This window comes from Paenibacillus montanisoli, from assembly GCF_003268025.1.
Taxonomy (GTDB): Bacteria; Bacillota; Bacilli; order Paenibacillales; family Paenibacillaceae; genus Paenibacillus_Z; species Paenibacillus_Z montanisoli.
In genome coordinates, this window is the sequence record NZ_QLUW01000001.1 from 1936816 (window position 1) to 1955877 (window position 19062).

The window sequence follows — 19062 nt, forward strand, 5'->3', positions numbered from 1 at the left end:
ACGCCATCGCGCTGCGTCTTGAAACAAGGCGCCTTCGGCGTTATTATGCGCGCCGGGGGCACGGACCGCGCGAGGCTGCTGAGCTAAGGTCCTGTAAATACAACGGACACAGAAGCCGCTAGATTCTACTAGCGGCCTCTGTGCCGTTCATGGACGTAAAATTTAAGACATTCAAAACAAATCGTCATTCGCCCGCTGCGTCGCGTTGACGTCCCCTTTCAGGAAATATTCATACTTTCCGAACCGGGTCAGCGCCGCTTTATCGGATTGCCATACCCATTCGTCGATTTCGGTTTGGCATCGGTGAGCGCGGAACGCGGCAAGCTTAGCTGCGTTGTGCGCCTGCACGTCGACACGGACGACGTCCTTTTTGGTGTATCCGTAACGCTCCGGACGCTCCATCGCGTCGCCGAACGTAATGTAGTACAGCGCTCCTTTGTCCGCCGAACGCCGGAAGGCGGCCGTCGCGGCCTTGCCGATCGCGCAGTGGTCCGGATGTCCGCCGTACCGTTCATGGAACGTCAGCACGACGTCCGGCTCCACTTCGCGGATAAGCGATTCGATGCGCCCGATCAGCGATGCTTCGTCCTCGAATTCAACGGTTTTGTCGCGGATGCCGAAGAAAATCAGCCTTCCGATGCCCAGGCAGTCGCAGGCTTCCCGCAGCTCCTGCTCGCGGGCGAGGGCCATCGTTTCGCGATTGAGGTACGGCGGGTTGCCCATTCGGCGGCCCATATCGCCCTTCGTTGCGCTTACTAGCGTGATCTCGACGCCTTCGGAGGCGTATTTGGCCATCGTGCCCCCGCAAATAAACGACTCGTCGTCGGGATGGGCGAATACCGCCAGCAGCTTGCGTTTCGGCGCTTGTTCATGGTTCATTCCGGAAACGGCTCCCTTCCTAGATGCAGCGCTACGTTCATGCGCCCTCTATCGTCATAGCCAGCCAGCAGCAGGCGGCCCTGCCCGTCCACCTCGAAATGCGTGAGCGCTTCCATCCGCAGCCAGCCATGGCCGTCGAAACGGAGCGCGGCGCGGAAAGACCCTTCCCCAGCGATAAAAGCGTGCGTTACCCGTACCTTGAAATTGCGAACGAACAAGAATGACGTCGCTTCGCTGTGGACATAAGCCTCGGCCCCGATGAATTTCCGGAGCTCGGCCTCCGCTTCCATTCTGTTAATAGGGATCATGGCGCGAATCTCTTTTCTATAGTGATTTTGACTTCCAGCTTATTGTAGCACGGGAGGCATGCCGCGTTCGATTGCCGTCTTGGCCCGAATCGGCCGCTCAGCCTCGATCCTGGGGCATGAAGGAAGAAAAGTCCGAGGCGTGCTCGCGTTTCCTGTAATTCTAGCGGCGAAGCAGCTTCGTTATTGCTTCTTTCGCAAAAAAAACCCGGGTCGTATAAACTTATACGACCCAAGGTTTTATGTCCGTGATTTAATTAGCTCCTTTTGGTGCCGTTGGATTTTTCTCAACAGAAACGATTTCCCCGGTTTCGGCGTTTACAAATACCGCGTAAATTTCGCTCTTATAGCCGTGATCTTTGCCTGCCTTTACTTTCCGTTTCGCTTCGATGATTTCGTCGTCGGAAAGCTCATCCATTTCTGAATTTGAATAGGTTATAAAATAGAACGTTCCTTCCATGTCTACTCGGGTGCCCAAATCATAGGAAATTTTAAAGCCGCTTAATGAAACCTTGAATTTTTCTTGAATCGCTTTCTCCGCAGTCACAACCGCTACCTTTAGGCTCACCGGCGCATCTTTGATTTGTGCAATTTCGGGCTGCTGGTGTTTACCGGTGACCTCCACCTGTTGAGCCTTGTCAAATGAAGAAGCATTAGCCGAAATCACACTGTTTCCTGCAACCAGAACGGCTGCTACTCCTAGAGTCATTGCTGCAGTGACAAACTTTTTTTTCATTGTTGATTACCTCCAATATTTTTTGGTGTTTCGTAGCTACAAACCAACTATAATGGAGCCGCGTAATGAACTAATCTTCAAGTTGTAACGGAGTTGTAAAATAAACGGAGACCCTTGTATATTCATTTTCTTTTGAATCGATTTGTATGTTAGCATGATGGAGCTGGGCAATCTGATTGCAGATGGATAAGCCAAGCCCAATCCCACCCAGTTCTTTTGAACGGGATCGGTCCACGACATAAAACGCTTCCGTAATTTTCGCAATATCCTTCTCAGGTATGCCTCTGCCATTATCCAAGACTTCAAGCACAACGCCTTCGTGGCCATGGTAACTTCTCAATTTGATCATCCCCCCGGACGAGGAAGCTTTGATGCTGTTTTCAACAAAATTAATGAACATGGACTGCAGTAGCTCCTGATCCCCATAGACTTCATCGGCCAAGCATTCACGTATGATCGTCATCTGCTTTGCCTCTAGATGATGCCGCTCCATATTTGCCACATATGAAAACAGTTTCTCGATATCAACGGGTTTCAAGGCAATCTCTTCACTCTTCAAATATAACAATTGCATCAATTTTCCTGAGAGAACATCAAGCCGCGCAATATGCTCATAAATGTACTGGACCGCCATTTTCCTTTCTTCCTCATTATGATTGGCATGATTTAAAAACTCGCTATATCCCTTAATAGCCGTAATAGGTGTTTTTAGTTCATGAGTGAGGTTGTTGATGAATATTTCTTTGTCTTCGCTCGCCTTGTTGATCGTGTCAATATGATTGGAAACAGCATCAGCCATCCTGTTAAAATCTTGGGCTAATTCCCCAAATTCGTCGTTTGCTCCCACTTTCACTCGTTGATCATACGCTCCTGCGGCAATCGCCTTTACGCCTTTGTTTAACCTGCGAATAGGTGCGGTCAATTGAATTAAAAGAAAAATAAGCGCCGCCGATAAAATCAATGAAATCACAATGCTCAATTTAATGAAGTACTGCCGTAAAGTAACATGATAGTCTTGCAAATACTCCGATTTTCTTGACATAACGAGTCTTAAGCCCTGGAATTCCATTTTCCCGCCGATAAACAACCATAGCTCGTCATTCATTTTTCTGTAAACGGAATGGTATGGATCTCCCCGCAGCTCTGCCCGATCCCCTGTGAATTGATAGGCATTGGAAAAGATCAATTGATCCGCTTGGTAAACCTCTAAAAGGATATCCTCTTTATAATAATTTTCCGCAAAACTAGCGATTACCGTTTCATAGTTGGTGCTGCCCGTGCTTTCCTTATATACGCCAAGGATATAGCTTAATGAATTTTCAATGCTCCCGTATACGCTCACACCTCTTGAGATATCCAACTGTTCGTTTAATTGGTAGCTCTTTTTGAGAAGAGCATAGGCTCCGAGGTCGAAGGCGATCAGAAATACAATCAACACGCTCAGATACGTTTTCTGCCAGAATTTCACCTCTACACCTCTAGCCTGTAACCGTATTTATAAACCGTTTTGATCCGGTTCTCCCAATTTAGTTTCTTTCTCAGCTTCTGAATATGCACGTCAACGGTTCTTGTTTCTCCATAAAAATCGAAACCCCAGGTTTGCTCGATAATTTTCTCGCGGGATAGCGCGATATTTTTATTTTGCACAAGGAGATCTAATAATTGGAATTCCTTATTGGTTATTTCGATTTCTTGTCCATGGACAGTCACAATATGCTTTTCCAAATCTACTATGGTGTCATCCAGCCTAAATTCGTTTGCGGCCTTTTGGTTTCTTCTTAATACGACATGGATGCGAGCAATGAGTTCTACTGCTTCAAAAGGCTTGACTATATAATCTTCCGCTCCGATCTCCAAGCCATGCACTTTATCAGAAACCGTATTTCTTGCGGTTAAGAAGATAACCGGTACGCCCCGTTTCACAATATCCTGCACGATTTCAAAGCCGTCCCTGCCAGGCAGCATCACGTCCAGGATGACTAAATCGATTCGCATTTCATTTAATGTGTTCAATACTTGATCTCCACTATACAATTGAACATACTCATGCCCGACCATCTTTATATTTAAGGCAATCAAATCGTTAATTGCCTTCTCATCATCTACAATCAGTATTTTCGCCATAAGAATACACCCCTACGTAATGATAGCAATTCGGTAATTGAAAGTTATCATAGAGTTGTAAAATTCTTTATTCTATAGTCTTAATCCATATCAGTTTATCCATTCAAAAGAGATGAAATACAGACAGACTGATTCGCCTCTAATTAAAAAACCTTGGATCGTGTTATACGACCCAAGGTTTTATGATTTTGTGTTACCAAGCAGCTTCCTCCGCCAAGATACCTTGAAACAACTTGATGGCCTCCACCTTGGTTTCTTCTCCTAAATCATCCCTGATCCATACGGTTCGAGCACACTCAATTAGATCTTGAAGGACCCTTTCTAAACGGTAGTAGGCGAGCACCTTCTCATCAACCTCTACGGCTCCGTACCCCTGAAAAAATGCCTGGGCATATGGATGACTGACAAAAATGAAATCACGCTCTTTGGGAGCGAGCATCACCTCGTCCCAATCGATTACAAACACTTGCCCAACCTGATCTCGGATCAAATTGGCCGGATGCAGATCCGCGTGACAAATTACATACGGGATTGTTCGCGACTGGAGCAACCCTGCCAGCTTTTCCAATGAAGTCAACTTCGAGTGTATCGTCAACCTATGCTCTACCCAAGAAGCATGTAGTGTGCGATCCAATGTACTTCCGCTTTCAAAGAGTGCAAGTTGTTCCTCAAAGTACCGTATCCATCGAACATATTCCGTCGGATCAAAGGTCTCCTGTCGGAGCGGCTTAAATCCTTCAGGCGGCAAAATGATCTGGTGAATCCGTTTTAAGATGGTCCCCAACGTCTTCCACTGCTCGGCTAACATCCCGATGAAGCTTGACTCTCCGTTGATAAAGGGATAGACAACGACAGTCCAATCCTCTAGATGGGTCCACAGGGTACCGCTCCTGGTAGAAAAGGGAGCTACGACGCATGTAATCCCTTGCTCGTTGAGATATCGAGGAACGAGATATTGCGGTTCGTATAAAGGCCTAGACGTGACTTTGAGCAAATAGGCGGTTCCATGCTCGCTAATGACATGATACACTGCGGAGCTGTAATCAAGTCCCAGCGGAAGAAACTCAAGTGTGGCGGGAGTCAAATCATACTGTTCCCTTAGACAAGATCGAAGATGTTCCTCTGAAATCCTCGGTGAATTGCGAATAGTTCCATTCATCCCTTCTTTGACAACGAATGCTTCCAGACAATCTTACCCTTTAGTTGAAGCTACTTGAGATACAATTACTGTTCAAGTCCTTCAAAATTGCATCGCCAATCAGACACCCATGCGGGAAAATACCCTAATCGGTGAGCTACTCTCTGTGAAGCAATGTTACTGGCGATGACATCATAACTCGGTATCTCTCCACGTTCCAATATTTCCATAGTTAACCTGTTTACTAGATAACTAGCCAATCCCAAATTACGATATTCGGGTAATACTTCTATGCCAATTTGCCACAGTTTTGCACAGGTTTTGCTTGCTCCTGCCACACCGACAATTTCCCCATCTTACTTTGCAAGCACAGCTAGATCAGTCTGCCAGGGAAGATTCGTATCATATATTATTGCTTCATTGAATCTTGCAACATCAAATAAACGGACCACTTCTTCTCGCTTAATCAGTTCAAATGAAAAAAAATTCGGCGGTGACATTGGCTTTATTCTTTTTACATCAGGCAGAAAATGCAAGTAAAGACCTCTGATAAATGGTAAGGAGAATACGGTATCCCTGTTAATGCCCTGCATCTGTGTTTTTGCAATGAACAACCGTTCGGGTGTAGCCGATACTACAATTGATTTTCCCATGGACAGGATTTCGAAATACCGTGCCTTCCTCGGGAATGGTCTGCATCCGGGATTTTCTTTAGCTTCAACAAAAATAATGCTGTCCTTTTCGCCGTTCAGGTCATCGATTGAGCAATTCAGGTCAATTGCAAGTTGTGATTGCACGTTGAACAGCATTACTTTTTGTGTCATCATCATCGTTATCCTTCCTTTTTCTTCATAACTCCATAATACCACAATATGGATGGGTTCTTTTGTTTGAGTGAGACGATGAGATCTCGCATAAACGTGACCGTATCGATTATTATTTGGTGCCATTAATCCGATAAAAAAAAGCCCGCGAATTACGCGGACTCAACGGCTACATCATATTTCTCGGCAACCTTCATCAAATATTGTTCGATATTATCGTAATCCCCGACCTTGTTGCTGGCGATGACGATTGGATCATCGACGCCTCTGATGTGCATTTCGATCGCTTTCACCTCAACGGTGCGAAGAAGCTTCCTTACCTTTTCCTTCACCCTCACCAATCGCTCAAGCTTGTAATATTCGATCGTTTGGGCGTCAGTTCCCTTTTCCAGCTTTAACATCATTTCTTCTGCATCCAGATTCACATCTACTGCTTGTGGCAATTCAATCATCCTCCCTTGTTTCCAAATGGATAGCGTCATGTCTGCCGGCTTATCATCAATTAACCCATTCATGGCACTTTGACTCACCTTGCTCCAACTCCCCAGCCCACTTTCGCCTCTGGCGCGGGTCGGACTTCATTCGGAAACTGACAAAAACAAAAAAAGATCCGCGGAAATCGCGGATCCACCAATTGTTACCAGCTTATCTACAAGGATATTTAGGTTTGGTCTAGTACTCCTGTAGTCTCCTGTGATGCGATTTGTTTCTGAGCTTTGGCAACTTCATTATTTTCGTGGTTAAATTCGTTGTTTTCGCTGAATTTACTATTGTTTTTCTGGTTCTGTTCTTGTTGCGATAATGCTTCTTGTTCCTTCATCATATCCTCCCTCTGCAAGCCGCGCATCGATCTTATTCTTGTTCGGTATCCATATTGGCTGCGACATCAAAAACATTAGATTCCGGCACTTGTGTCATGTCTTCCGTTTGTTGTACCCATTTTCCCATATTCCGGTACCAGTCTTCAAAAGAAGCATCCAGTTGCTGCTCGCGCCCAAGGTCCTCATTAACATCTGAATCAAATTCCGTATTTTTATTGAGATTGCTATTGGTCGGTTCTTGCTTTGATTGTCTTTCCATTCCTTTTCACCATCCCTCGCTTTAGGCTGGATTAATGAATGTACAATTATGTATGAAAAGTTATTTTACTCCGGATTCGACCCTTTCGTTTCCATCCCCAAAACCAGCACGGCGAAGGCTCCGATCAATATGGCAACGAAAAATATCATGAAAATGGATAACAGGGGCATTTCCCTCCCAACCAGCATGCCGACAAGAAACGGTCCGATAACTCCTCCGACGCGCCCGAAGGAAGCCGCCAAACCGACGCCGGTGGATCGGATCGAGGTAGGGTACAGCTCGGGCGTATAAGCGTACATGGCCCCCCAAGCTCCGAGATTAAAGAACGAAAGACAAATTCCTGCGGTAAGCAGCGATGTCACCGTCTGGGCCGAGCCGAACCAAATCGCGCTTGCCGCAGTGAACAGCAAATAGGTAACGAGCACAAATTTGCGCCCGAATCGTTCGATGAAATAAGCTGCGGTGAAATATCCGGGAAGCTGGGCGAGCGTCATGATCAGAACGTACTGAAAGCTTTTCACGAGCCCAAAGCCCTTGAGCACCATCACCGTCGGCAGCCAAAGGAATACCCCATAGTAGGAAAACACGACCGTAAACCACAAAATCCAAAGCATCACAGTTGATTTGCGATACTCGGCCGACCAAATTAATGCCACGCGTTCTCCGATCGGCGGTTTTCGGGCATCTTGATCTACATAGCGAGGCGAATCCTGAATGGCCTGTCTGAGATATAACGCATAAACGGCCGGAATCGCGCCTATGACGAACGCTATCCTCCAGCCGAAATGAGGTATGACGAAGTAGGAGATCAGAGCCGCGAAGATCCATCCTGCTGCCCAGAAGCTTTCCAGGAGTACGACAGCACGTCCCCTTTCTTCGGTAGGCATCGTCTCGGAAACGAGCGTGGAAGCAACAGGGAGTTCTCCCCCGAGGCCGAATCCGGTTATGAAACGCAGAATGCACAGAATGACAAAGCTTCCCGCCAAAGCAGAAAGCCCGCTAGCGGCCGAGAAGATGAGAAGCGTATACAGCAGCACAGCCTTGCGGCCGTACTGGTCTGCAAGCAATCCGGCCACAGCGGCACCGGCAGCCATTCCGATCGAGTTGATCGCAGTCAAGAGACCGATCTGCTGCGCCTTCAAATGCCATTCCGCGGCTAATGCCGTCACAATGAATGAAATGATGCCCACGTCCATCGCATCGAACAGCCAGCTTAAGCCAACGCGGAACAGAAACCTCTTTTGATTAGAATCGTTGAGTAGAGCGGTTTTTTCCATTTCAAGCACTCCTCCCGGTCTTCCGAATTAAGCATACCTGTATGATTGTCAAATACTTCCTCATTGATTCCGCGTGTATCGGCCATTTCCCCAACAAAAAAACACCCCGCTTGTTAGATGGCATCTAACAAACGGGGTGCAGTTCATTTACGCGGCCTTTCTTACGTATCGGCTGTAGCATTAGATGTCGATCCTTGTCCAGACCGTCCCAGTAAAAAGTATGCGAGCATTGCAGTGGTGCTCGACGCGAGTATAATGAGGCCCAATGGAACGGCGGTATCTTCTCCTGCAATGCCAACGAGCGGAGCGACAACCGCACCTAGAAGGAATGGAACGACGCCAAGCAATGCAGCTGCACTACCTGCCATGTGAGCTTGACCCTCCATCGCAAGAGGAAATGCAGCCGTTGATGTAATACCGATTGCAGCTACAAAGAAAAACAATGGAATCACCAATGAGAAAAGCGGTCCATGGACCGTGGCTACCACTAAAACAGCGACGCTAGCCAATAAGGCAAGCCCTAAGCCGAATAAGAGGAAGGCTTGTTCGGATACGCGATGCGCCATCCGTCCTACGATTTGGGAGCCGATGATTAGGCTGATGCCGTTCGACCCGAACAGAAGAGCAAATACGGTGGGGCTGACCCCATAGATATTTTGATAAATAAAGGGCGTTCCCGAAACGTACGCGAATACCCCCGCGATCATAATGCCCTGAGCCAGCATGTATCCTAAAAATTGGCGATCTTTCAAGAGCAAACCATAGCTGCGCAGCTGAAACGCGAAATTTATAGGACCTCGTTTAGCCGTAGGCAGCGTTTCCCGAAGACGCCATTTGGTCATCGAAAATAAGTACGTTCCAAGCAGAGCCAACGCGATAAAGACGCCGATCCAAGACGTTAATGAAAGCATGCCGCTGCCTGCGACCGGAGCCGCGAGGGGTCCCAAATTGCCAACAAGCACCAGCAACGAGAAAAATTTGGTTAGCTCGTTACCGCTGTACAAGTCCCGTGCAATCGCGCGAGAGATGACAATGCCCGCTGAAGCTGCAAAACCCTGCACAAACCGGAATGCGATCAATAGCCCTATATTGGGCGAAAATGCACATGCGAGCGATGAGGCGACGTAAAAGGCCATCGAAATAAGCAATGGATTTCGCCTGCCGTATACATCGCTTAGCGAGCCCATCACGAGTTGGCCTACGCCGAGTCCCAGTAAACAAGCGGTTAGACTGAACTGGACTAGTGATGCAGTTGAATCGAATTGCTCTACAATCTCCGGGAATGCCGGCAAATACATATCGATAGTAAATGGCCCTAGTGTCGAAAATAAGCCCAGCAGCAAAGCCAGTCTAACTACGGACTGATCGCTGTTATTGGCCATGACAATCTCCCCTATTCTTCTTCAAAATGTCCAACTAAAGAGAGGCACGCCGATAATGGCGTGCCCCATAATAGTAGTAAGAATATAAGAGCGGAGCGGGAACGTCAAGCCCCAATCTTGCTTGATTTCGACAGGCTGGATACCCCTGTTCGCAATCTATCTTTCAAGTCTGAGTAAATTCTCACTATTTTCTCATAAAGTGCCAAAATGGCCGTTCTAACGGAAATTTTTCTCTCAGAGGAAAAGATTAGGATTTTGGATATGTGATAGATTGAAATCCGGGAGGGATTCACATGTCTGCAAAGTCTAATCTACGAAAAATTATGGCCATTGGCCTATGCACCGCTATCGGATTCGGAGCTTTAAGCATCGGACAAGCTTCGCTTCTGCCGAAAGCAGCTGCCGCAACCGTCTATGAAACGAAGGTCACGTCCGGAGTGAATATGCGCGCAAGCGCTAGCACGAGCGGCCGCGTCGTCCGCCTTATTCCGACCGGTGAATCGGTTCACGTCATTTCCCAGGTAAATAGCTATTGGCTTAAGGTCACCGATAAACGTGGAAATACCGGCTACATATCCGCAAACGATAAATATACTAGCTATGACGGTTCAAGCTCATCTTCTTCTTCGTCAAACACTTCAAGCTCTAGCAGCGCGAAAGCCGATCGCGTAATCGACATCGCCAAAAGCTATATGGGCCGCGTCCACTACGATTTCGGAACGCGCAATCCGTCGAGGCTGATCTTTGATTGCTCGTCGTTTACGGAATTCGTGTTCGCAAAAGTAGGCGTAGATCTTAAGTGGGGCACGAGATCCCAGAAGTACCAAGGCTCTTACGCGAGCAAGAGCAGTCTGCGCAAAGGCGATCTCGTCTTCTTCGATACGATCGGAAGCAACAACAAAGTCATCAATCATGTCGGGATTTACATGGGCGGCGGTCAATTCATTCACAATACCCCGTCCAAAGACGGGCTTGCGATCAATTCACTGACTTCCGGCTATTGGTCCACGCATTACGTAACAGCTAGACGCGTACTCTAGTCGGGTGGAAGAAGAATGCGGAACAGGCTGCCGAAATGAGTCGGCAGCCTGTTGTTATTGTGCTAGTCAAAACGTATGCCTACCTCTTAGCTTTGCTTCGAGTTTATCATTTCCAAAAATATAGCATTGAGAAAATGGCGAAAGTTACTTATTTTAAAGAAGCTTTCGTTTTTATTTTGTGCCAATAAGCTGCTAGATATGACAACTAGATTAGAGGTGGATGATGAAAAGATCGATTCTTGCATTGTTGTCGCTATTGTTCGTATTCACTTTAGCTGTTCCGGCCTCCTATGCGGCACCTACAACGATCCAACTGTTTCTTGACGGTCAAAAGCTAAGCTCGGCCGTTGCCCCCCGCCTGATCCATCAGACCACGATGGTGCCGATTCGCGTCATCGCGGAAGGTTTAGGCGTTAATGTAGAATGGAATAAGAAGAGCCAGATCACCACCCTCTCCAATGAAAAGACGACAATTGTACTACCGATTAACGGTGCTTATGCGATTCTGGGCGGAAAAACGATGCCTTTGGAACAGCCGGCAATCATCATTAATGGAGTAACGTTGCTCCCGATTCGTTTCGTCGCCGAAAACCTAGGTCTTGTCGTGAAGTGGGATGCTTCAGCTTACGCTGTCAGTTTATGGAGATCGAATAGCGGGGTATCCGGCAGCGACCCGGCCGCCGATCCGAGCGTGCCCGCTATACCTCCGGATCAATATCCTGCGCTGCAAACGATTCAATTGGAAAATAATCAACTAACTATAGCAACCGATGGGAGCTTCTCTCCTAGCGTTACCACATTGACCAATCCGGATCGTCTGGTCGTCAATCTTCCGGGTGTAACGTTTAAGGGGCCCATTAGTAAGCCTGCCAAGAATACAATGGGTGAAGTATCGAACATCTCTCCTGGCAACCCTTATATTTCGGATATCCGTTACATCATGAAGGATCCGGAAACATCAACCATTCAAGTCGTAGCGTATTTAAAACAGAAAGCGAGCTACCAGATCCAAAACACCGGCGACCCTTCTAAGCTGGTCATTCGTATTAATTCGGCATCATCCGCAAAACCGGATTCGAAGTCGGCGATCTATATTTACCACTCGCATAATCGGGAATCGTGGATCCCCGAATTACCGTGCGTAACGAACCCCGATCTCGCATACAATGCGACAACCAATGTCTCCATGTTAGGGGCACGGTTGACCGGTATCCTGCAAGCGATGGGCGCGGAGGTTTATCATACTGCCTACGACTACAATTCTATTTACGGAAACCAATTCAATTACGCGAAATCATACGTTTATTCGGAAAAATCGATTATCAATCAACTTGCGCTGCATCCGCAAATCAAATACGTATTTGATATTCATCGTGATACGAGTCCCAGAAGCGAGACGACTGTCAACATTCGCGGCACGAATTATGCCAAAATATATTTTGTGATTGGGCTCGAAAATCCGAATTGGAAGCAGAACGATGCCTTCGCCAAAAAAATACTAGCTCTGGTCAAGGCCAAATATCCGGGTTTATCCAGAGGGATCTTCTATAAAGATAAAAGCGTCGGCAACGGATGGTATAATCAAAACTACTCTCCTACCAGCGCATTGATCGAAGTCGGCGGAACGGCAAATACGCTTGCTGAATCTAATCGAACGATGGATATTTTGGCTCAAGCCATAAACCAAATCCGTTTGAGCGGGAAATGAGTTACTTACAGACATAATGCTGATGTCGTTTTCCAAGTAATTTCGTTTCCATCCCAGAAGCTGTTTAAGTAAAACTAACGTAAAGAGCAGATTGCCTGATCCGCAGCAATCTGCTCTTTGTATTAACCTGCTATTATTGGTCTTCTTGTTTTACAGATTGCTCAACTTCTGTCAGATCTGTTACAAGCCCTACATTTTTAATATCATTTATTTTTTCTATAAACTTCGCTTCATCTAATACTTGAACTTCGCCTTCTGAAATGAGTAGTTCATTAGTCCTTGCCTTATCCTCAATATCGGATAAGAATGTCTCAGGATATGCCCATTTCATCAATTTACCTGAACCTAGATCTTGATAGATACCTGTTTCTTCCCCTAGAATCCAATAAGTATTAAAATTTTCATATGCTTCACCAATAGCTTTTTTCAAGTAAAGAATATATGAATCTCCAGATTTAAATAATTTGTTATTATTAAATTTCCACTGACTATTTCCTGCTTGCATAACATTTATCTCTTTCAGATCGGTCTTATTCAGGAAATCTTCAACAACTTCAGCTTGATACAACGTTTTTTCTGACGGTTCATTTATCTCTTTTATCTTACTAGTAATTTTGACCTTAGCAATTAAATCTGCCTTACTTACGGCCTCATTAAGAGTATAAGCCTCAACCTCCGCATGTATTGTTCCTACTTGCTGAGGCGAAGAGAAGCGGTTTGGTTTTGAGAAGATCCTCCATTGTTCGCATCGGGCACTAAATACATTGATCCAAATACTGCCATGCCCATACAAATAGTCATCACTGTTATTTTTCTCTTTGATAATTTCATTCTTCGACTCCCTTACTCTCAGTTATTGATAACAATAGAATTCTATTAATCTGTAACCCCGTCTGAGTCTTTAAGCATTTTAAAACCAGTACTAATCATTCTCGCGTTATTTTTGATGTCATTTGCATACCTCACCTTTTTCTCAACATCGCAATTATATAAGACTTAATTAGCGTGAACTTCTCTAGGCATCGTCCTTATTTGTTTTCTTAAAATTTTGTTGCACTCATTAATAAGAATATGTATACCATGTTTTGAAGAAAGCCGGCTTTCGTAAGGTATGTAATGAAAAGTAACTTTTCAAAGGTGAGTAAAAGTTCCCCATTCCCCTTAGGAATCTACTATAAAGATAAAAGCGTCTGTAACGGGTGGTATAATCAAAACTACTCTCCTGCCAGCGCACTGATCGAAGTCGGCGGAACTGCAAATACGCTTGCTGAATCTAATCGAATGATGGATATTTTGGCTCAAGTCATAAACCAAATCCGTTTGAGCGGGAAATGAGTTACTTACAGACATAATTCTGATGATGTTTTCTAAGCAATTTCGTTTCCATCCCAGAAGCTGTTTAAGTTAAACTAACGTAAAGAGCAGATTGCCTGATCCGCAGCAATCTGCTCTTAGTATTAACCTGCTATTATTGGTCTTCTTGTTGTACAGATTGCTCAACTTCTGTCAGATCTTTATTATCAAAAGCTTTCTGAAAGGTATTAATTCCGTTGTAGTCATCTCCGTCATAGACTACTTTATTTGAAATGACATTGAATTTTCCTTGATAAACTCCTGCAATAGTATACGCATCTTCTGTTATAGGCCCTACATACTTTTTCAAAAACAATAACAATTTATCACTTTTTTTAGTCAAGTTTAAATTAAAAACTGATACTTCAAGTAGATTAATTTTCGAGTGCAAATCATGTTTTCCTTTTAAAACTTTTTGGATCTCTGCTTCTGTGAGTGTAAAATTAGCACTTTGATATGCAATTGGTTTTACGTTTCCAGTCAATTTAACCACTGCTACCAACGCTGAATCTTGTTCAATTTCTTTTAATGATTGATATTCCGTTTCAATATCCATCAAAGAATAATCTACTGGAGTTACATCTTGCTCAACAGATTCATTAGTACTTGAAGATGTAGTTTCATTTGCTGAAGAGCATCCTGATAAAACAAATAAGAGAATACCCAGTATAATACCGATACTATACCTCATAAAAGTAAGTTTCCTCCTCTTTAATTAATATAGATTATTTACTCCATTGATATCATCTGGCTGTGGAACAAGCCAGTTATTAGTAATAAAGCCTACACCATCCCTCATTATGGAAGCTATTCCACTAGTATTTTGATGAGCTAAACCTAGCGCATGACCAATTTCATGTGTATAAACAGCTCTTCTTTGATTGTAAGTCATTGGAGTACCATCCCACATGTCATATGAATTTCCATATACCACTGCTTTTTGATAATTGTCTGTCGGCAGATTTGTTGGGCTAGAAGTAGTTGTTTTTAAGAACTCTGTCCAACCGTTCAATCCAATATCGCCCATACTGTAACCTTCCGCCCAAATAAATGCACTAGCCGAGCTATTGGTGGGTGCAAAATAAGCCTCTGTATCGTTATTCCATTGGTTCATAGCCCCATCTGCAGTTTGAGCCATATTATAGACAGTTCCATCTGGTAATGAACTACTATAAACGGCATTGTTAGTAAATATTCCATCCCCTATTCCGCCTGAAAAACGATATTTTGAACTATACCAATAATTAGCAGCAAAAGCACTTGGAATAATCGAGAAACTAATTGCAAGCATAATTGTAAGCGAAACTGTTTTTCTCATTTGCTCCTCCGATTCTTTGACGTTATAAAAACTTATTTAGTTGCTATAGAATGATTGCTGACAATTTGATAAGGAATTAGCACAACCTTAATTAGTCCAATTTTTTTGAGTTAATTCTTTCCCTTTTTACGGCTGTAATTAGCATCGCGGCTTTTCAACAGCAGATGAAGCACTACATTTTAGTCAATCCCTTGTTTCTCGCTTGTTTCCAACAATTCTAACCTACGAACTTTATACCTTAATGGGAAGACTTGTTGATCAAATACTTCTTCCCATGCTTTTTCGATGTCATCTGCTTCTACTTTGACAGCGAATGACGAGCCATCATTCAATACTATCCAGAATACGTATATATTTTTAGCCATTTCTTTCACCCTTCTTGAGATACATGAGCCCTTATTAACTCACTTGAACTTGAATAGATACTGCTACATCCTTAATCAATTGGCTGCTCTCATTTTTAACCGCAATGTAGCAGCTTCCGGCTATGGCTGGCTACCATCAAAACTCTATGGGTTTATCTTTTCTGAAATCGTAAGCAGCTGACATAAATCCATGGCCTGATTAATTTTCGAACTAACCACATCTGGAAGCTCGGCAAACTGAATCTCGAAATACTCCCTCAATTTTTGATCCAAGTCAATATTCATGATCAACATTCCTTTCATGAGCTTGTAATAATGAAGCTAGATCTAATCGTGCACGATATAGGCGAGATTTAATGGTGCCCTCTGACGTTTCCAGCAATTCAGCTATCTGTTTAATAGACATATCATCAAAATAATAAAGAATAATGACTATCTTAAGCCTGTTCTCTAGCCGATCCACTGCGTCCCTCAGATCGATTTTCTCAACATCGCAATTATATAAGACTTCATTAGAATGAACTTCTCTAGGTATCGTCCTTATTTGATTTCTTAAAATATTGTTGCACTCATTGATAAGAATACGTAATAACCATGTTTTGAAGAAAGCCGGCTCTCGTAAGGTATGTAGTGAAAGGTAACTTTTCAAAATCGTTTCTTGGATCGCATCTACACAATCTTCATCTTGCTTGATAATCGATCGGGCCACAACGTACAGATTCTTTTCATATTGCTTTATAAGGTGAGTAAAAGCTCCCCATTCCCCTTGTTGGGCAAGCTTTACGTATTCGACTAATTCCAAATTATTGATCCTCCCGCTGCCCGGTCATGATGTTCTATTAATTAGATGTTTTAGCTAGTAGTTCGGTTCACGGATTACAGCTTATTTCCAAAACTTTCAAGGTTCGTTAAAGGTAAAGCCATCAGGACCATATAAAACTTCCTGATGGCTTTGTCTGAGTTGAACTGTCCTTCCCTTTTATCATCCAAAACATGATCTTGTTGAAAACACTTCTAGCAGGAACATCCTTCATTCCTTGAGTAAATATATCTTTGATTTAACTTGAAATCGATACCATATATGTTATTTAATTAAATATAATAATAATAGGAGGTTTTGCGGAAGTCTAGCGGATTAATTAAAAAATATGGTATTTTAGGTAATCTTTATAAGGTAATCCTCCTTTGTGTGATGAATAAAGTACTAGAGTAGAATCACTTTACCTTAGAGGGGATGGGATATGAATAACAAGAGTCGTTGGGTTATGATAGCTGTATCCGTTACTTTTATCTTTATAGGAGCGTTTCTTATTTTACGAGCTCCTTACTTTGGATCGAGAGCCGTAGATCTGTTTTTTGTCGATAAAGGTGGTTGGTCTAGCTCTAGAAGTGAGGAATACAATATCTTCTTTGAATACGTAGTGAACGCTTATATGTTGTGCGGTTCGCTTTCTATGATAGGCGGATTCTTTTGTCTATTTGTTACAGCAAAGTCCATTTCCAAACAGTAGGATCTAGTCATTCTGAAGACCTGGTTATATAGACCTATTATTTAGATGTTTCAGCTGGCAGATCGGTTCACCGGATTCCAACATTTTTTCATGTAATTTTCGAAGATCAATACGGGAAAAGCCACCAGGACCATATCATTTCCTGGTGGCTTTTCCAATCTTGAAAGTCAAGTTATATGAAAGGCTACTGTTACTTTGACTTGAAAAATGAAGGCAGCCGATCGTTAATGACCGGCTGCCTGTTGTTTCCAAAAAACAATTAAAATATTGTATCAGGAACGTAATAAATTTTCTGAGTATTTTGCTTATTGACCGGATCAGTAACGACAGTAAAATAAACTTTGCTGTTTTTGGTCTGGACGCCCTCGATTTCATGGGTTCCTACATTTGTAATTTTCACAAGTGTTTTGTATGCCCCCGTGTTTGACAGCATAGCAATCTGCGGAGTCTGACCTTCCGCGCCGCCCGTCGTATAGATTTCCGTTTTATCTAACATATCGAGACCTTGGAAAGAACCATTCGGTCTGATTATAGCGCTGCCTGACTGCTTAAAGCTTGCAACGCACGCGCTTTTCGCCGCCTTGCTATCAAGTCGTACCTGTTCCTTGCTGTCCAGAAGCTTGTTCAACGCCGCCGTATTATAGATGGACCAAGTGACGGTGCCTTCCGAAGTTTGTACGCGGAAAACGGTATAGATACTGTTGCCGCCGCCATCAACGCGGTATGTCGTGCCTAATCTTGTACCGGTCTTGTTGGCGTAGTTCATATAGGTGAATCGATGGAGATCCGTATAATTCACTGTCTTGCCCGGCGAGTATTGAAGTCTTGCCACCTGGAGCGACCAGTAATACGAGGTGGAAGGATCCGCTTTTGAACTGAAATAAAAGTAATTGACTCCTTTATAGGTGTACATATCCAGGGTTTGGCAATGGCCGGAATTGGTGATGGTCATTTCATCCACGTATGTGGCGTTATATCCCTTCATGAGCAATCTTGAAAGATAGCATTTACCCCCTGACCGCTGAGTTATGTAGACATATTTGGATGCGATGTAAGCCTTCTGGACAGCCGCATTGTGCTTAAGTCCTTTGAGATTGTAGGCGAGTGTTGCCGAAGCCTTCACCGTTTTCCCGGGATTTGCCGCATATGCCGGCAGCACGGACATACCAAAAATAAAAATGGCGAGCACAAAAGACGTAAGTAGTATGAATGGCCTTGTACGATGTCTTATTGCTTGAACTTGAAACATTTGAACACCTCCATTTAATCGGTTCCAATATTCGGACGGATATCCATCTATACCTCATTTCCACTTAGATCAAACATTCCATTCATCCTCTTCCCGTATCCTAATGTTGATATATGAACATAAGAAAACCACCTTTGTGAAAAGGCGGTTCATTAAACAATCGTACCCAGTAAGCGCAATTCAGAGTCTCAATTTCACCATGAACAATAAATATAATATAACAGGTAATCCTATAGCAGATATTAGTGTGATTACGGTACGTATTTTTTTCTCATCTCGTAATATAAATGCTAGAAACTTATACCCTGAAATACCAATCGATCCACCCAAACAATTTAAAATGATATCATCAATATCTGATGTTCCGATGCCTAAAAGCCCCTGACTGATTTCAACAGATAAACTCACAAAGAATATAAACAATAGATTGGTTATTACTCTTTTGTCCTTTTTGAATAATGACAAATAAGTACCAAGAGGAGTAAGAATAAATATATTACCAACTACATTACTAAAAGCGAATTTTTTTATAGTTGCAGAACCGCCAATCGTATATTCCTTTATACTATAAAAAGGAATAAGATTGATTGACCTATTTATAGCCCTTTGACTATTAAACATCTCCAAAAGTGAAATTCTTGATAAGAACAATAAGTTAAACAAAAAAACTATGTAAAAAATGAAAACACCATATAAAAAAATTGTTTTAATTCGTTCTCGTTTATTCATAATACCTCATATTTCATATTTCATATTTCAAATTAGCACTACCG

Annotated in this window: 23 protein-coding genes; 3 read left to right on the forward strand and 20 right to left on the reverse strand. The window is 43.6% G+C overall.

Annotation, left to right across the window (positions count from 1 at the left end; genetic code table 11):
• Positions 1 to 171 precede the first annotated feature (171 nt).
• The 13 genes from DL346_RS08725 to DL346_RS08775 all read right to left on the reverse strand — a co-directional run bounded on the left by DL346_RS08725 (position 172) and on the right by DL346_RS08775 (position 9745).
• Positions 172 to 879, reverse strand: coding sequence for a PIG-L family deacetylase (locus tag DL346_RS08725; RefSeq protein WP_112881611.1), 708 nt, complete (start codon positions 877 to 879; stop codon positions 172 to 174).
• Positions 876 to 1187 carry a DUF1806 family protein gene (locus tag DL346_RS08730; protein ID WP_112881612.1) on the reverse strand — a complete coding sequence of 104 codons (312 nt, stop codon included), beginning with the start codon at positions 1185 to 1187 and terminating at the stop codon, positions 876 to 878. Before DL346_RS08730 ends, DL346_RS08725 begins: the two co-directional genes overlap by 4 nt.
• Positions 1188 to 1437: 250 nt before the next feature.
• Positions 1438 to 1920, reverse strand: coding sequence for a hypothetical protein (locus DL346_RS08735; protein ID WP_112881613.1), 483 nt, complete (start codon positions 1918 to 1920; stop codon positions 1438 to 1440).
• Between the two features lie 70 nt (positions 1921 to 1990).
• Positions 1991 to 3388, reverse strand: a complete 1398-nt coding sequence (locus DL346_RS08740) for a sensor histidine kinase (RefSeq protein ID WP_112881614.1) — start codon at positions 3386 to 3388, stop codon at positions 1991 to 1993.
• A 2-nt stretch (positions 3389 to 3390) separates the two neighbouring features.
• Positions 3391 to 4044 (reverse strand): response regulator transcription factor, encoded by a 654-nt coding sequence (locus DL346_RS08745; RefSeq protein WP_112881615.1) that lies wholly within the window; start codon positions 4042 to 4044, stop codon positions 3391 to 3393.
• A 193-nt stretch (positions 4045 to 4237) separates the two neighbouring features.
• Positions 4238 to 5203 carry a phosphotransferase enzyme family protein gene (locus DL346_RS08750; RefSeq protein WP_240633068.1) on the reverse strand — a complete coding sequence of 322 codons (966 nt, stop codon included), beginning with the start codon at positions 5201 to 5203 and terminating at the stop codon, positions 4238 to 4240.
• A 65-nt stretch (positions 5204 to 5268) separates the two neighbouring features.
• Complete coding sequence (locus tag DL346_RS29410) at positions 5269 to 5529, reverse strand: GNAT family N-acetyltransferase (protein WP_276311538.1); 261 nt, start codon at positions 5527 to 5529, stop codon at positions 5269 to 5271.
• Between the two features lie 9 nt (positions 5530 to 5538).
• Positions 5539 to 6012: a hypothetical protein gene (locus DL346_RS29415; RefSeq protein ID WP_240633070.1), complete on the reverse strand. Its 474-nt coding sequence runs from the start codon at positions 6010 to 6012 to the stop codon at positions 5539 to 5541.
• Positions 6013 to 6158: 146 nt separating this feature from the next.
• Positions 6159 to 6449: a hypothetical protein gene (locus DL346_RS08760; RefSeq protein ID WP_133257500.1), complete on the reverse strand. Its 291-nt coding sequence runs from the start codon at positions 6447 to 6449 to the stop codon at positions 6159 to 6161.
• A 218-nt stretch (positions 6450 to 6667) separates the two neighbouring features.
• Positions 6668 to 6826 carry a hypothetical protein gene (locus DL346_RS29000; protein WP_165822423.1) on the reverse strand — a complete coding sequence of 53 codons (159 nt, stop codon included), beginning with the start codon at positions 6824 to 6826 and terminating at the stop codon, positions 6668 to 6670.
• A 32-nt stretch (positions 6827 to 6858) separates the two neighbouring features.
• Entirely contained in the window at positions 6859 to 7086 is a 228-nt protein-coding gene (locus DL346_RS08765) for a hypothetical protein (protein WP_112881617.1), read from the reverse strand.
• Between the two features lie 65 nt (positions 7087 to 7151).
• Complete coding sequence (locus tag DL346_RS08770; RefSeq protein ID WP_112881618.1) at positions 7152 to 8363, reverse strand: MFS transporter; 1212 nt, start codon at positions 8361 to 8363, stop codon at positions 7152 to 7154.
• Positions 8364 to 8524: 161 nt separating this feature from the next.
• The gene (locus DL346_RS08775; protein WP_112881619.1) at positions 8525 to 9745 is read right to left on the reverse strand and encodes a multidrug effflux MFS transporter; all 1221 of its coding nucleotides are present in this window, start codon (positions 9743 to 9745) and stop codon (positions 8525 to 8527) included.
• A gap of 293 nt (positions 9746 to 10038) precedes the next feature.
• Here DL346_RS08775 and DL346_RS08780 point away from each other — a divergent pair, with 293 nt between their 5' ends.
• Together DL346_RS08780 and spoIIP are read left to right on the forward strand one after the other, a co-directional pair.
• Positions 10039 to 10785, forward strand: a complete 747-nt coding sequence (locus DL346_RS08780) for a C40 family peptidase (RefSeq protein WP_112881620.1) — start codon at positions 10039 to 10041, stop codon at positions 10783 to 10785.
• Between the two features lie 220 nt (positions 10786 to 11005).
• A complete protein-coding gene (spoIIP, locus tag DL346_RS08785; protein WP_112881621.1) occupies positions 11006 to 12493 on the forward strand; it encodes a stage II sporulation protein P in 1488 nt (495 codons plus the stop codon).
• Between the two features lie 133 nt (positions 12494 to 12626).
• Here spoIIP and DL346_RS08790 read toward each other — a convergent pair whose 3' ends face one another.
• A complete protein-coding gene (locus tag DL346_RS08790) occupies positions 12627 to 13286 on the reverse strand; it encodes a hypothetical protein (protein WP_112881622.1) in 660 nt (219 codons plus the stop codon).
• Positions 13287 to 13609: 323 nt separating this feature from the next.
• On the opposite strand from DL346_RS08790, the gene DL346_RS08795 reads away from it, so the two are divergent.
• Positions 13610 to 13828 carry a stage II sporulation protein P gene (locus DL346_RS08795; protein WP_112881623.1) on the forward strand — a complete coding sequence of 73 codons (219 nt, stop codon included), beginning with the start codon at positions 13610 to 13612 and terminating at the stop codon, positions 13826 to 13828.
• A gap of 133 nt (positions 13829 to 13961) precedes the next feature.
• Here DL346_RS08795 and DL346_RS08800 read toward each other — a convergent pair whose 3' ends face one another.
• The 6 genes from DL346_RS08800 to DL346_RS08830 all read right to left on the reverse strand — a co-directional run bounded on the left by DL346_RS08800 (position 13962) and on the right by DL346_RS08830 (position 19018).
• Positions 13962 to 14537, reverse strand: a complete 576-nt coding sequence (locus DL346_RS08800) for a hypothetical protein (protein ID WP_112881624.1) — start codon at positions 14535 to 14537, stop codon at positions 13962 to 13964.
• A gap of 24 nt (positions 14538 to 14561) precedes the next feature.
• The gene (locus DL346_RS08805; RefSeq protein WP_112881625.1) at positions 14562 to 15164 is read right to left on the reverse strand and encodes a matrixin family metalloprotease; all 603 of its coding nucleotides are present in this window, start codon (positions 15162 to 15164) and stop codon (positions 14562 to 14564) included.
• A gap of 179 nt (positions 15165 to 15343) precedes the next feature.
• A complete protein-coding gene (locus DL346_RS08810) occupies positions 15344 to 15529 on the reverse strand; it encodes a hypothetical protein (RefSeq protein ID WP_112881626.1) in 186 nt (61 codons plus the stop codon).
• 274 nt (positions 15530 to 15803) lie between these two features.
• Complete coding sequence (locus DL346_RS08815; protein WP_112881627.1) at positions 15804 to 16331, reverse strand: sigma-70 family RNA polymerase sigma factor; 528 nt, start codon at positions 16329 to 16331, stop codon at positions 15804 to 15806.
• 968 nt (positions 16332 to 17299) lie between these two features.
• Positions 17300 to 18289, reverse strand: a complete 990-nt coding sequence (locus tag DL346_RS08825) for a helveticin J family class III bacteriocin (RefSeq protein WP_112881629.1) — start codon at positions 18287 to 18289, stop codon at positions 17300 to 17302.
• A 180-nt stretch (positions 18290 to 18469) separates the two neighbouring features.
• Positions 18470 to 19018 carry a VanZ family protein gene (locus tag DL346_RS08830; RefSeq protein WP_112881630.1) on the reverse strand — a complete coding sequence of 183 codons (549 nt, stop codon included), beginning with the start codon at positions 19016 to 19018 and terminating at the stop codon, positions 18470 to 18472.
• Positions 19019 to 19062: the final 44 nt, after the last annotated feature.